Origin of the sequence: Shewanella frigidimarina NCIMB 400 (genome assembly GCF_000014705.1) — a bacterium.
GTDB lineage: Bacteria > Pseudomonadota > Gammaproteobacteria > Enterobacterales > Shewanellaceae > Shewanella > Shewanella frigidimarina.
Genome location: NC_008345.1, coordinates 577296 through 591458, shown reverse-complemented (window position 1 = coordinate 591458; position 14163 = coordinate 577296). Strand labels below are relative to the sequence as shown.

The following is a 14163-nucleotide window of genomic DNA, read 5'->3' as shown; positions in this document are numbered from 1 at the left end:
ATTTATTGGCCTTCATTATTCGACAGGGAATTTACATGCTTAACCAGTTGCTGATGTGTATTGTGTATTTAGCGGTATTTTTGTTTCCTCAGCGCCAAGTGAGTAAATGGATTAGGCAACAAGCTGAGAAAAAACAGGTTAACGAAGTGCGCAGTCGCTTAGTGACTCGGCTTATTTCTTACTTTATGTTTTTTGTCACAATCTCAATCATGGCGATATCGCTCGGGTTAGGTTATCAAGAGGTATCGTTATTTGTCTCTTCGGCGTTTGCCGTTTTAGGCGTGGCATTATTTGCCCAGTGGTCAATCCTCAGTAACATTACCGCTGGGGTACTAATATTTTTTGCTTTTCCGTATCGCATTGGCGACAGAATTAGAATTGTTGAAAAAGACGAGGACATGTCTGGGGTGATTGTAGAAATCGCATTATTTCACATTTTAATTAAACGCGAGTCCGGTGACGTGATGACTTACCCCAACAGCCTGCTATTACAAAAAGGGGTTATAAAACTGCCAAATGAAATGCCAGCAAAGAAAGTACAGCCGATAAAACGTGTGATACCTAAACGTAAATAACCGTTATTTCCCGCATATTCAGACACAAAAAAGGCGCATTTAGCGCCTTTTTGATTGTATCTTACATAGCTAGTTTAACACTCTGTGAAAAAATGCCACAGCTTGTAAGTACATTTGCAAAGCCAAAGCAGCATCGTAACGCTCGCCTTCATCACGCATAAAGGCATGCTGTGCATTGACCTCTTGCCAAGTAAAGTTTGCATTTACCTGTTCAAGCTTTTGGTAAATAAGCTTTCGCCCTTCTTTACTAACATGCGGGTCTTGCTTACCAAACACCATCACTAACTCGCCTTTTATATCGCCAGTGCGACTCAGTGAGTCATTACCTTCTTGGCAAGGTAATGTGTTTGAATGAATGTCGGTTGGGTATAAACAAAAAGCACCGCTGATGTCTGGATTAAGTGCGGTGCGGTAAGCTAAGTGACCACCGATACAAACGCCCATAGCTCCGACTTTGTCGTTGCAAAATGACTGTGCCCGTGCAAAGTCAACTAACGCACAAGTGTCACTATCATGATGTTCCAAAGGCTTGGCCCACTTGTCTGCATTACCTTTATCTTTACCAGCTTCGTCATACGCCAACACGGTTCCGATAGGATTTAGCTCATGAAACACTTCTGGTACTAATACAACAAAACCATGACCAGCTAAGATTGCCGCCGAGCGAGCAATAGGCGCGGTTTGCTGAAATATTTCTGAGTAGAAAATAATGGTCGCAAATTGGCCTTTAGTGTCTGGACGATAAAGCGTGGTACGCATTAAGCCCGTAGCCGTTTTAATGTCGTGGATTTCTGTTGTTGTAATCATAATGTTCCATTTATTTTGCTCTGCGCCTAATCTTTATCAGGCTGGACAGAATGTGATTATAGTTTATGAACTCGTAAGTATTCAGGTTAACCCATGCGAATTAAAACAGCTCATTATTACAAGTTTGCCCAGTGGTCAACTGCGTCACATTAGTTAATGTTGTTGAGGCTATCGCATTTAATGCTTCTTCAGTTAAAAAGGCTTGGTGACCAGTAAAAATCACATTATGACAAGCAGACAAGCGACGGAAGATATCATCTTGAATAATCTCATTTGATTTATCTTCGAAAAATAATCCTTTTTCATTTTCGTATACATCTAGCCCTAACGAGCCAATTTGGCCATCTTTTAACGCTTCCATGGCATCAAATGCATCAAGTAATCCGCCGCGGCTGGTATTTATCACCATCACGCCTTGCTTCATTTGGCTAAAACTGACCTTGTTGAGTAAATGATGATTATCTTTGGTCAACGGGCAATGCAAACTAATGATATCGCATTGTGGGTATAAGGTATTTAAATCGACATATTCAACACCTAGGTCAATTACCGCTTGGTTTGGATAAGGATCGTGGGCGATCACTTTACAGCCAAAGCCGAGCAAAATTTTAATGGTCGCCAAACCAATTTTACCAGTACCAATCACCCCAACGGTTTTGCCAAACATGTTAAAACCGACAAGACCCGATAAAGCAAAATTGGCGTCACGGGTACGTTGGTAAGCTTTATGAATTTTACGATTTAAGGTCAACATTAAGGCCACCGAATGCTCGGCAACTGACTCAGGTGAATATGCTGGTACATTAACGACTTTCATACCGAGTCGCTCGGCAGCGATTAAATCAACATTATTGAAACCGGCACAACGCATGGCAATAATTTTTGTACCGCCTTTTGCCAACTCAACTAACACTTCTTCACATAAAGAGTCGTTGACGAACGCACACACAACTTCATAGCCTTCTGCTAATTTTACGTTTTGCATGCAAAGTCGGTAATCAAAGAATTCAATATCAACCTTAAAGGTTTCGTTAATACTATTGAAATGGCGGATGTCGTAAGGCTTTGCGCTAAAAAATCCAATTCTCATAAGGCTCCAAATGCGTTAATGGCGCTATCGCGATCGTTTACAACGATTTACCGCAATAGTCGCGCTCAAAACAGAAGTTAATTGTATGTGAATTAACAGTTATTGTCGTCAATATCACACGGGATAAAGATGAAATTGTGATCCAGGCTAGGCCTTGTGAATAGCAACAACAATAATCACTCTACTGTATAGTTTGCTTATAATGCCAATAAAAAAACAACTTATTGACGTTATAAACATCATCCATATCTTAACCATATCAACATGGATTCAGCCAAGTTATCTGGAGCCGCATTCACTATTCCTGTGATACCGCCAAAAGCTAAAATAACGAGTGTAGATTGCATTCTTACATCAACATATTCTCTTCTCACGATCCGCGAATACTCAAGAGAGAATTAACTTCTTAAGCTATACAAAAATTGCAAGAACACATGGCAAAGAATATCTATTTACGGCGTTAACTTAATAAATTGAATAATCACTATTGAGAATGAGAAGAATTGCTGTACCCATCACTGTTTTCACGAGTTAACATTGCTAGTGTTATCGCAATGTTAATCTAACAACGAAACTATGAATCAGAAAAAAAACTTGCCAGTATCAGACCGTCGATTTTGGATTGAACGGATAAGCAAAACTGCACTCAGAGCACTACATATTATTGGTGTAGTGGGCAGTGGTGGTGGCATAATATTTAATCTTGAGTTATCTCTATGGTTGAATTATTGGCTTGTTGCAATCATATCCGGTGTATTACTAATGAGTTGGGAAATCATTAGAGATTGGCGCTGGCTGATACAACTCAAAGGAGTGTTAACCCTACTAAAAGTGATATTGCTAGGTTTTTTTATTCAAATAAGTCAGTGTCATTCTGAATTAGTCATCTTTATTATTTTATTATCTGTTATTGTATCTCACGGACCTGCTGGATTACGCCATTACTCGGTAGTTCATCGAAAAGTGATTCAGAGCAAAAAAGAAATAAAAGGCTAATACGCCACAACAGATGACTTTAAGGACATGGGATGTTCCCTTACCCAGATCAATATCGCGTTGCTATGCCGCCAATGACTACCGCTTTGATGGTAGTTTGGGCGTTGATGACTCATGCCATTTTTACTGATGCCAGTCCATTTTCACTTTATCCATTGTTAGCGCTATTTCCGACAGTTATTGGTGCGCATCTATATTTAATTTGGCAAGCAAAAGGCATGAGCCGTCTTGATCAATGCTTTTATGCGTTGGTACATATCCCACTCGCATTTGTAGTGTGGACATTCACCATCATGCACGTCAACGGTAATGCATTCTCTTAAATCGTTATTTTAGTCTCCCAGCAATACCATTCTATACTTGCACATCATAAGCCCTAGCGGTATCTTTGCCGCGAATTGACTCACGAGAGCAACTATGGCTGATTTCATTTACACCCCACCTACCACCCCTTGGTTAGATATTGTGTATCAAGACAAGGATATTCTGGTCGCAAACAAGCCCTCTGGACTACTTTCGGTTCCTGGAAGAGAAGCTATTTACCATGACAGTATTTATTCTCGAGTTTTAGCTGAACATCCAAATGCACAAATTGTGCACCGATTAGACATGGCAACCTCTGGAGTCATTGTCGTCGCACTACGGCGCAGTGCTGAACGAGAATTAAAACGTCAATTTCGTGATAGAGAAACAGCCAAAACCTATTTTGCTCGAGTGGCTGGTCATATGAAATCCAATATCTCGAAAGTCGATTTACCACTAATTTGTGATTGGCCTAATAGACCCAAACAAAAAGTCGACCACACAGTTGGTAAGCCTTCGGTGACGTTAGTTGAAGTCGTGAGCTATGGTGCTAAGTCTACATTAGTCAAACTCACTCCTATTACTGGACGCTCACATCAGCTTCGAGTTCATATGATGGCATTAGGCCACCCTATTCTGGGTGATGGATTTTATGCCGATCCTTTAGCAAAAAGCTTATCACCTAGATTACTCCTTCATGCAGCGGCATTATCGATAACTCATCCTTACTCTCAGCAAGTAATGCATTTTGAGTCACCCGTCACGTTCATGACTCCAACGGCGGATCAATAACAAAATTAAACATTGTTAATAACCATGCTAATTTTAGTAGCTATTATGCAATGAAAGTCGTAAATTTATGGCCAATTAATGGTTTATTAGGCTTTATACAGTGGATAGCTCATTTCAACGTGATGAATTAGACAATCATATTCTCACCGCACTTATGCAAGACGCCAGAACACCTTTTGCGGAACTGGCGAAACGTTTTAATGTCAGTGCAGGGACGATTCATGTTCGCGTTGAAAAAATGAAACAAGCTGGCATTATTACTGGTGCGCAAATTACCGTAAACCCCAAAGCGCTCGGTTATGATGTTTGCTGTTTTATCGGTATCAACTTGAAGAGTGCTGGCGATTATCCCGCTGCTATTGCCAAGCTAAATGAATTAGAAGAAGTAGTGGAAGCGTATTACACCACCGGAAATTACTCGGTATTTGTAAAGGTAATGTGCCAATCTATCGATGGATTGCAGCATGTGCTGATTAATCGTATTCAATCTATTGATGAAATCCAGTCTACTGAAACACTTATTAGCCTACAAAATCCCATCGTAAGATCTGTAAAGCCATAGATCATGGAGGGCTAAGTAGCCCTCAAGCCCTGCATCAACCCCTAAATTGTCAACTCCCACTAGTGAATAACACAACGTCAATCACAAACCAGCACATACTTATTAACAATTAATTGCCGACTTTTTAAGTTACAGTGTTACTTTTGTTAAATCTTTGTGCTACAAATGCTACTGATGCGCCATAGAGTGCAGCAAAAAACCGAAAATATTATAAACACCATCACTTAATATTCATCGTGTTACAGCGATATCCCCCTCAGATTGAGTGGTGTCTAAAAACAAGGAAGAAGTTGTGAAGACAAAATTAGCCCTAGCCATTTCAGCAGCACTAATATCAGGAACTTGCTTTGCAGAGCCTGCAAATAAATACAACACTACCGACCGTGTCAACAGCGAGTATGCTGGCATAAAAGCAACCAAAACAGAAAAACAGTCAACAGTTTCAGCTTGGATGATCAAGCTAAATACTCCCTCAGTATCACAACAATCACGTTTATCTAAAGTATCGTCAGTTCAAGCAACTGTATCAGTTAAAGAGTCTCAATCACGCGTTTTAAGCGCAATTGACGGCTTGGATGCTGATATACAAGTAGTTGGTCAAACGTCAAAATTAGTTAACGCTATTTTAGTAAAAGCAGATAAAAAACAATTAATATCTTTACTAAAGAATTCAGACGTTGCAGATATTTTACCTATTTACGATTACGAGCTAGATGTTGCTGATAGCGCTGATTACATTGGTGCTACCGCAGTTATTGAAGCTGGAATTGCTTCAGGTAAAGGACAAAAAGTAGCGGTATTAGACACAGGCGTTGATTACACCCATAAATCATTAGGCGGTTCAGGTCTTGTTGCTGACTATGAAGCAGCAGTTGCTGCTCAAGCTGACATGCCAAACTGGCCACAAGGCAAAATTGTCGGTGGTTACGATTTCATCAATAACGATCCAAATCCAATTGATGTTGATACAAACCACGGTACTCATGTTAGCCATTCAGTTGTTGGTATAGCGCCAGATGTCGAATTGTATGTTTACTCTGTATGTAATTCTGGTTGTCCAGGTCTTGCTCAGCTTTATGCGTTAGAAGCAGCAATGGATCCAAACAATGATGGCGATATTTCTGACCGTGTTAACACGGTTAACATGTCATTAGGTGGTGACTTTGGTGATACTAAAGGCGGTGCAGTACAAGAGCTAATTGATGAAATGGTTGAACTAGGCGTAAACCTAGTTATTTCTGCTGGTAACGATGGCGCGACACCATTTGTTGTTGGTGGTCCAAGTACATCAGTTAATGCATTATCTGTTGGCGCAATGACTCATCCGGCCACCCCCGTTGGTAAAGTTGACGCGACGGCCGCAGGTGTTGAGTTAACAGCGGTTGCCGCGGGTTTCAATACTACAAATACTTACTCTTTCGATAGCACTACAGCAAAATTAGTCGTGCCTACATCCAATTTGAACGGCTGTACTGCATTTGCTAGTGACGTAGATTTTAGCGGTCAAATTCCTATTATTGATCGCGGCGCTTGTAACTTTACGAGCAAAGTACTTAATGCCCAAGCCAAAGGCGCACCTTTTGTTATTGTTGCAAATAATGCTGCTGGTGCTGGTGCATCCACAATGGGCGGTTCAGATCCTCTAGTTACAATTCCATCTGTAATGATTTCTAAAGAAGAAGGTGATGCTCTAAAAGCGGAAATAGCAAAAGGTGATGTAGCCTTCTCTATTACATCTGTAGAAGTCACTACTGCTGGTGCCATTGCTACGTTTACATCACGCGGCCCTTCTATTGCTGGTACATTAAAGCCTGAAATTACAGCTCCTGGTACGTCAATTATGACTGCACACCCAGGTCTTGGCGACGGTTTGTCTCCTATCAGCGGCACTTCATTCTCTAGCCCAATTACGGCTGGTGCAATGAGTATAGTAAAAGAAGCTTTGCCAAATCGTAGCGCGCTAGAAATTAAAGCGACAATGATGAACGCAGCTAACTTAAATGTCACGGTTGAGCCTATTGAATTAAATGCAGACGCTGAATTAGCGCCAATCAGCTATATCGGTGCTGGTCTTGTTGATATTGAGAAATCAATCAATCTACCAGTTATTGCTTATGACAAAGCGACTATGCAAGCAGCTTTAGCATTTGGTCTTGTTTCACTAAGTGAAACATCATCTATGACTAAAACTATTTCGGTGAAAAACTTCTCTGCAGAAGCGAAAACTTACACATTAATGGCAGAACAACGCTTCCAGAATGATATCGATTCAGCGGCTGTCACATTTGATATGCCAGCAAGTATCAAAATTCCTGCAGGGCAAACTAAAACGTTTGACGTGACTGTCACAATTGATCCAACAAAACTACCTGAATGGACATTAGACTCATCATATGAACTGAGTGGTACCGCACTTGAAGCTTCAGATGCGCTAACCTTATCTGAATATGACGGTGCGATTAAGTTTATGGATGGTGAAGAACAAGCTTTAAATGTTGTTTATCATATTCTACCAAAAGCCGCTGCAGCTGCATCAGTATCAACAGAAGTAACCGCTGACGGTATTGTAAGAACGTTGACTAACGTAGGTGCAACTTCAATCACTGACCCATTTAGTGCACCATTGACTGCGACTAGCCCGAAAGACATGACTAAACGCCATGACTTACTCAATGCATCGAGTGAATTAACAGGTAGTGCGACATGTGATGAAGGAATTGCAATTTGGAACACCTTCCAAATGCGCGATCCAATTGTACATGGTTTAGTTGCTAGCTATAACGTTGATTATGATCTAGATAATGATGGTGTTTATGATTACACGGCTACAACAATCAACCTAGACTGGTTCAGCAATGATGCAGTTACATATCCTCGAGCTCTTTATGGTTTTGTTATGGCTTATGGAACAGGTAATGGAGCTTTCTCACCTGCTTACCATGTAACTGGTAATGACTTCTTAACAACCAAAGCTTGTTTCGAAGATATCGGCCTAACAGCTGCGGATCTTGGTACAACTATTGGTGTACGCTTCCGTGTCGAAGAATCTGACTGGGAACCAACATCTACAGGTACTGGCGACGAAATTGAAGCAACTTTAGCATTAGTAGGTTCAGATGCAACTGCTGGATTAGTTGATGCTGAAGGTGAGCCAGTAACTGAACTTAAGCCTGGCGAAAGCGCTATACTTATAAATGAAGTTGGCAATAACTCTTTAGGTTACATGCTACTGTCTGATAGCGGCTCAATGTCAGTCGTTGCCAACACTACTGATGAAGGCAACGTAGCACCTACGGTTGAAGACTTAGTCGTTTATGTAGACAAAGGTGCAGCTGCAGGTACTGAACTTGGTCAAGTAATTGCTACTGACCCTGATATGCTAACCAGCCCAGTGTCTGAATTTATTGTTATGAGCTCAAACTCAAGCATGTTCATGATCGACAGCAAAGGTAAAGTCAGCCTAAGTGCTACAGCTGTTATCGACCAAATGAGCGAAACAATGGAAGCACAAGTTATTGCTATTGATACCATGGGTAATCGCTCAGAGCCTGCTACGGTTTCTGTAATGATTAACAACACTCAACCAACTGTTGCGCCTACAGGCATGACTAGTACTGAAGGTTTTGTTGTTACAGCTAAAGCCAATGGTAAAGATGCTGACGGTGATACCCTAACGTATAACTGGGTTCAAACAAGTGGTCCTACTGTTGCGTTTGGTAATGGCGGTCCAGCTATTAGCTTTACTGCACCATCAGGTAATAATACCATTAAGTTCTCAGTAACGGCTTCAGATACTCGTTTAGAGAGTGCTGCTGGTACAGCAACTATTACAGTCACCAAGAAAGAAGAGAAATCTTCTGGTGGTTCTATGGGTTGGTTAACTGCACTATTAGTTCCATTAGCTGCATTACGTCGTCGTAAGCACTCATAATAGTAATCATTAATTTGGCATTGCCAAATTAATATAAGAAAAAACCAGCTGTTATCAGCTGGTTTTTTTATGGGATAAAAATATGAAACTAGGTAGCGTTAGTTATTCATTTTCATCCGATTCATCAGCATGAGCAGAAGCTTCAAACTGCTCTACATTCGCCAATTTCCCAAACCAGAAATCTGAACTCACCATCTTAAACTGACGAGATAAACCTTCACTTGATACTAATTCTAGCTTCCACAATATCCCTAAGGCTTCTGGAAATTGCGTACCGGTAATTTGGTCTTCATATAATCGATGTAAGAGCGCATCGGGAGATAGCCCAGATGCGAGAAGACGTACCATTGATGCATGTAATGATTCATCAAAAATAGTTAGCTCTGCTGCGTCAGCTGCTGTGACATTAACCATAAACTCAACACCGGTAGGCTCGGCAAAAACACCATTAAATGCTTCTCTCAATAAGGCATAAGCGCTAAAAAAACCTTCATGGAGCAAGCAATCAGAATATTCTTCCCACATTCTGTCACCGATCATGTCATTACTTAATTGATCAATTTTCCCTTCAGTCAATTCACTGAATAAATGCGTCAAGACGATTTTAGCGGCTTCATTGGCCTCTAAATCATTTAGAGACATCATGCACATTTCTCTAAGTTCGGTAGCCTCCATTCCTTCTAGGCCATCATCTAAGCCCATAATAGCCATCAACTGAAGGTAGTCTTCATTTGACCAAGCATTCGGGATCTTATTGATTTTACGAAAAGAACCAATTTGAACATTAAATTGTGCTTGCATGGAAACTCCTTCTTATAAGCGTCAAAAGTGACGAAGACAGGTCAAACTAATACCCAACATGTACAATCGCAATACTGTATACGTGCAAAAACAAACCATGTCGTATCGATAGAGAACTAAATAAATATAAAGACATGATTTATAATGCTTTATTAAAAATAAAATATATTAACAATTATATTAAACTTTGTTTATATAATATAAATTTAGCTCATAAATGAAACAAATCACATTTTATCTTGAATAGTAATAGAATTAGATATGACTAAGAAAATCTATAATGATTCACACCTTTTATTCCGCCCCTAACTCTGCATGTTAACTTTATTAGCAAAATCACTACGCCCCCTCATGATCAGTTATCCATGCTAACAAGCTGACTGACTATCCAAGAAGCTTCACATTTTAAAAGCATGGACACAAAAGATAGGTTTTATCAGTACCACCACGAGTATCACTTCCCACTCATAACTGCCGACATAGTTTGTGGTAAACACTACAGTCCTAACTTTCCTCTTAACTTATTTAAAGCGATAACCGTTTGCCTGATAGTTGGCCTCAACTTGGAATAATAAATGATATCTCACAATCCGTTGCTCCACTAAGCAGTGTTGTATCAAGATTCAATAAGCTCGCTATAGAAGCGCCTATACGGCTTGTCAGCAAAACAAAGGCGTGATCTGTATCAATTATAAGTAAAACCCTCGATACATTATTGTGAGAAATTAATTCTCAACAATACAGTAACCAACATCACACATTATAACTTTACCTAAACAAATCAATTAATTAAAAACAAAAAATAACTGGCACATTACATGCTCTTACTTTAATGCTTACATTTTCAAACAAGAAAATGAATAAACAGGTTAATAGGTAAATATTCACCTCGTTTAAAAATCATTAATATTAAGGGGACGATAATGAGTACAGACACTAAAACAAATCTATCAAGACGCCACTTTTTAAAAGCAACCAGTATTACTACCGCAACAGCTGGATTAGCTTTATCCGGCTTTGCTTCTGCCAAAACAGAGTCAAGCTGCACGTCATTACCAGATAAATGGGATGAGACCTATGATGTCGTTGTTGTCGGTAGTGGATTTGCAGGTTTATCTGCCGCCATCGAAGCTAAAAATGCTAAATCATCAGTTGTGGTACTTGAAAAAATGCCTGTTCCTGGTGGCAACTCAACCATCAATGGTGGCGGTATGGCCGTCGTCGGCAGTGATATTCAAAAAGCCAATGGTGTAACAGACTCTGTTGATGCAATGCTTGCTGATATGTATAAAGCGGGTCTTGGTCTTAACTACCCTAAACAAGCACGTATGGTTGCCGAACAATCTAACGATGCATTTGAATGGTGCCGAGATTATCTTGGTGTGAAATTCAAAGAAAAACTCGCACAATTCGGCGGGCACTCAATCCCAAGAACACATACCACTTATAACCAATCTGGTTCAGGTATCGTGCACCCAATGTTAGAAAAAGCAAAAGAACTAGGTATCCCACTCAAAAAGAAAGTCTTCGTAAAACGCCTAATAAGCAATAAAGAAGGCAGAATTGTAGGACTTGAGGTGATCACTAAATTCAAGCCTGGTAAAGAAAACTCTACTGCAACACATTTCATCAAAGCCAATAAAGGCGTTGTAATGGCATCTGGTGGCTTTGCTACCGACGTGGTTTATCGCTCATCCCAAGATCCTAGATTAACAGAAGAGCTTGCAACAACAAATCACATGGGAGCCACTTCTGAATGTTTAAAAGAAATGATCCGTGTTGGCGCAAATCCAGTGCAACTTTCTTGGATCCAATTAGGGCCATGGGCTTCACCAGATGAAAAAGGCTTTGGTCTTGCTCCTATTTTCGCTGCTTACTCAGCCTTTACTCACGGGGTGATGGTTAATCCTGAAACCAGTGAACGTTTTGTTGACGAACTTGCTGACCGTAAAGTGCGTGCCGATGCCATTATCAAAACCGGTAATGTCGCCGTCGCGATTTGTGATGCAAAAGGAGTCAAAGCTTCTATGCATGTTATGCCTAAGCTACTTGATCGAAAAGTAGTACATACCTTTGACACCATTCAAGCCCTAGCTGCTCACTATAATATGTCGGCTAAAACGCTAGAGGCACAAATACAACGTTATAACAGCTATGTTTTAGCAAAAAATGACCCTGAGTTTAATAAACCGTTCTCAATGAATCAGCAACCAATTGTCGAAGCACCTTTCTATGCTGTTCGTTTATGGCCTAAAGCACATCACACAATGGGCGGTGTTGAAATCGATACAGAAGCAAGAGTCATCAACATTGCCACACGAGAAACCATTCCAGGATTGTTTGCATGTGGTGAATCTACTGGGGGTACGCATGGTGCTTGTCGCCTAGGTACTGTAGCCATTCCCGACTGCATCGTGTTTGGTCGTATTGCCGGTAAAAATGTAGCAAAAGCATAACAACTATAACGACTGGGCAAAATGCCCAGTCGACGAATATTGATGAACTTATGAAAGAGAAAAATCATTATGAATAAATTATATGCACGTAAACCATTAGTAATAGCTGTCGCTATTGCAATACCGCTTATGCTTGGCACGGCCTCGGTTAATTCGGCAGAATTTGATATCGCAGACACTAAAGTGGCTGTCGGTGGTTACGCTAAATTTATGCTGAATTACGATACCGACGGTACGATAACGGCCCCATTTAATGGCGATCTTTATAGTGTTTATACCACTCCAATTGATGGCTCTGCCAACGCTGAAAAATCGGATTTACACATGACGGCAAGAGAAAGCCGCTTATTCATTAAAACCGCATCAGAAAATAAATATGGCACATTAAAGACTTATGTTGAAGGAGACTTTTTTGCCGACATCGATAGTGATGGCCCAACTTGGTCTAATAGTAACGGCTTCAGGATCCGCCATGCATATGGTGAGATGACCATGGGTAAACACGTGGTTCTAGCGGGGCAAACATGGTCTAACTTCATGGATTTTGCAGGCATCATGCCATCGATGGATTTCGCCACCGATCCTGGAACCACGTTTGTCCGCCAGCCTCAAGTTCGCTACCAATACAATATAGGTAAAGGTCAATACACTTCAATCAGTCTTGAAAACCCAACGCTTGGACTAACAGCCGCAGGCCCTTATACCCTAGTGAATAACGGTTCAAGTGAAGATGTCATGCCAGATATTATCGCCAAGTACTTTTACGCTAATAGTAGAGTTACTTTTTCACCAAGAGTCGTGATCCGTCGATTTGAACTAGAAGGTGATGATGCTTTTGGTTATGGCCTAGCATTAAACACTAGCCTTAAATTTGGAGACGGTCATAAGGCAGTTCTCGGCTTAATGTACGGTGATGGTATTGGTCGTTATGCTGGTCTAGGTTTTAATGCCGGTGCCGGTATCAATGCTGATGGGGAAACAGATACCTTAGAATACAGCAGCATTACTGGCGGAGTCGTTTTTGCGCTTCAACAAAATATGCGATTAGCCATTGGTGCAGGTTATTCAGAACAAGACGAGAAAGGCCTTGAAGACGGTATCCTTACTGAATATGCCAATAAAACAGCCTTCTCTTGGCATACCAATCTATTTTGGAATATTACACCGGATATTGAATGGGCAGTAGGCGTCACCATGGGTGATGTCGAAAACATGGCCGATAAAGAAGGTGATATGACACGCTTTCAAACTTATGTGAAATATACCTTCTAACAAACCAATATTGCAGCGGTGATGGCAAAAACCGCTGCGTGTTCTCTGACTGGATGACCATTATGGACAAAAAACTGATATTAACGTTACTTACTGTACTCACGCTTTTTTTTACACACTATGCAAGCGCTAAAACAATGAAATCTCACCACAAAAAATCGGGATTGAACTGTGCAGATTGTCACATCAGCAAAACTTTTGAAGCAGCACCAATGGAACAGTGTTTAACGTGTCACGAATTACCGCAAAAAAAACAAGACTATCATGGTGCCCCCGACAAACATGACTCACCTCATTACGGCGTAGAACTTGAGTGTGAGAACTGTCATGCAGAACATGAAACGTCAGAAAACTTTTGTAATAACTGCCATGAGTTTGAATTTAACGTACCTTAAATAATTAACATGTCCATAATTTTTTAATTATAAACAAGTCACTACAAATAACGCCTTAGACATATTTAAGGCGTCTCCCCTCTTTTTAGTCAGTAACAATTAAGATACTTTTTTAAATCATATAAGTAAGAAGATCCTCACTGAAATGCAACATTAGTGATGTTACGCTCCCTACAACAGTTA

12 protein-coding genes are annotated in these 14163 nt (G+C 40.5%); 9 read left to right on the top strand and 3 right to left on the bottom strand.

Going from position 1 to position 14163, the window contains the following annotated elements; all coding sequences use genetic code 11:
- Positions 1-35: 35 nt before the first annotated feature.
- The gene (locus SFRI_RS02680) at positions 36-575 is read left to right on the top strand and encodes a mechanosensitive ion channel domain-containing protein (RefSeq protein WP_011636008.1); all 540 of its coding nucleotides are present in this window, start codon (positions 36-38) and stop codon (positions 573-575) included.
- A gap of 69 nt (positions 576-644) precedes the next feature.
- Here the strand turns inward: SFRI_RS02680 and SFRI_RS02675 are convergent, their stop codons facing one another.
- Positions 645-1382: a dienelactone hydrolase family protein gene (locus SFRI_RS02675; RefSeq protein WP_011636007.1), complete on the bottom strand. Its 738-nt coding sequence runs from the start codon at positions 1380-1382 to the stop codon at positions 645-647.
- Between the two features lie 100 nt (positions 1383-1482).
- On the bottom strand, positions 1483-2472 hold the full coding sequence (locus SFRI_RS02670) for a 2-hydroxyacid dehydrogenase (protein WP_011636006.1): 990 nt from the start codon (positions 2470-2472) through the stop codon (positions 1483-1485).
- Between the two features lie 576 nt (positions 2473-3048).
- Between SFRI_RS02670 and SFRI_RS02665 the strand changes: the two genes are divergently transcribed.
- The 5 genes from SFRI_RS02665 (at position 3049) to SFRI_RS02645 (ending at position 9056) form a co-directional block, all read left to right on the top strand.
- On the top strand, positions 3049-3468 hold the full coding sequence (locus tag SFRI_RS02665) for a hypothetical protein (RefSeq protein ID WP_011636005.1): 420 nt from the start codon (positions 3049-3051) through the stop codon (positions 3466-3468).
- A 32-nt stretch (positions 3469-3500) separates the two neighbouring features.
- On the top strand, positions 3501-3791 hold the full coding sequence (locus tag SFRI_RS02660; RefSeq protein WP_011636004.1) for a hypothetical protein: 291 nt from the start codon (positions 3501-3503) through the stop codon (positions 3789-3791).
- Between the two features lie 94 nt (positions 3792-3885).
- Positions 3886-4563: a bifunctional tRNA pseudouridine(32) synthase/23S rRNA pseudouridine(746) synthase RluA gene (gene rluA / locus SFRI_RS02655; protein WP_011636003.1), complete on the top strand. Its 678-nt coding sequence runs from the start codon at positions 3886-3888 to the stop codon at positions 4561-4563.
- A 100-nt stretch (positions 4564-4663) separates the two neighbouring features.
- Positions 4664-5125 carry a transcriptional regulator AsnC gene (gene asnC, locus SFRI_RS02650; protein WP_011636002.1) on the top strand — a complete coding sequence of 154 codons (462 nt, stop codon included), beginning with the start codon at positions 4664-4666 and terminating at the stop codon, positions 5123-5125.
- 292 nt (positions 5126-5417) lie between these two features.
- A complete protein-coding gene (locus tag SFRI_RS02645) occupies positions 5418-9056 on the top strand; it encodes a S8 family serine peptidase (RefSeq protein ID WP_011636001.1) in 3639 nt (1212 codons plus the stop codon).
- A gap of 102 nt (positions 9057-9158) precedes the next feature.
- Here SFRI_RS02645 and SFRI_RS02640 read toward each other — a convergent pair whose 3' ends face one another.
- Positions 9159-9857 carry a hypothetical protein gene (locus SFRI_RS02640; RefSeq protein WP_011636000.1) on the bottom strand — a complete coding sequence of 233 codons (699 nt, stop codon included), beginning with the start codon at positions 9855-9857 and terminating at the stop codon, positions 9159-9161.
- Positions 9858-10780: 923 nt separating this feature from the next.
- On the opposite strand from SFRI_RS02640, the gene SFRI_RS02635 reads away from it, so the two are divergent.
- The 3 genes from SFRI_RS02635 to SFRI_RS02625 all read left to right on the top strand — a co-directional run bounded on the left by SFRI_RS02635 (position 10781) and on the right by SFRI_RS02625 (position 13980).
- A complete protein-coding gene (locus SFRI_RS02635; RefSeq protein WP_011635999.1) occupies positions 10781-12313 on the top strand; it encodes a flavocytochrome c in 1533 nt (510 codons plus the stop codon).
- A 69-nt stretch (positions 12314-12382) separates the two neighbouring features.
- Positions 12383-13585: a DcaP family trimeric outer membrane transporter gene (locus tag SFRI_RS20945; protein ID WP_011635998.1), complete on the top strand. Its 1203-nt coding sequence runs from the start codon at positions 12383-12385 to the stop codon at positions 13583-13585.
- A 137-nt stretch (positions 13586-13722) separates the two neighbouring features.
- Positions 13723-13980, top strand: a complete 258-nt coding sequence (locus SFRI_RS02625) for a cytochrome c3 family protein (RefSeq protein WP_167526082.1) — start codon at positions 13723-13725, stop codon at positions 13978-13980.
- The last annotated feature ends 183 nt before the right edge of the window (positions 13981-14163 follow it).

Excerpts from the sequence above, each read along its gene's own strand:
- SFRI_RS02670 (WP_011636006.1), bottom strand. The coding sequence starts at position 2,472 with ATGAGAATTGGATTTTTTAGCGCAAAGCCTTACGACATCCGCCATTTC.
- SFRI_RS02665 (WP_011636005.1), top strand. The coding sequence starts at position 3,049 with ATGAATCAGAAAAAAAACTTGCCAGTATCAGACCGTCGATTTTGGATT.
- SFRI_RS02640 (WP_011636000.1), bottom strand. The coding sequence starts at position 9,857 with ATGCAAGCACAATTTAATGTTCAAATTGGTTCTTTTCGTAAAATCAAT.
- SFRI_RS20945 (WP_011635998.1), top strand. The coding sequence starts at position 12,383 with ATGAATAAATTATATGCACGTAAACCATTAGTAATAGCTGTCGCTATT.
- SFRI_RS02680 (WP_011636008.1), top strand. The coding sequence starts at position 36 with ATGCTTAACCAGTTGCTGATGTGTATTGTGTATTTAGCGGTATTTTTG.
- SFRI_RS02660 (WP_011636004.1), top strand. The coding sequence starts at position 3,501 with ATGTTCCCTTACCCAGATCAATATCGCGTTGCTATGCCGCCAATGACT.
- SFRI_RS02625 (WP_167526082.1), top strand. The coding sequence starts at position 13,723 with ATGAAATCTCACCACAAAAAATCGGGATTGAACTGTGCAGATTGTCAC.
- SFRI_RS02635 (WP_011635999.1), top strand. The coding sequence starts at position 10,781 with ATGAGTACAGACACTAAAACAAATCTATCAAGACGCCACTTTTTAAAA.
- SFRI_RS02675 (WP_011636007.1), bottom strand. The coding sequence starts at position 1,382 with ATGATTACAACAACAGAAATCCACGACATTAAAACGGCTACGGGCTTA.
- rluA (WP_011636003.1), top strand. The coding sequence starts at position 3,886 with ATGGCTGATTTCATTTACACCCCACCTACCACCCCTTGGTTAGATATT.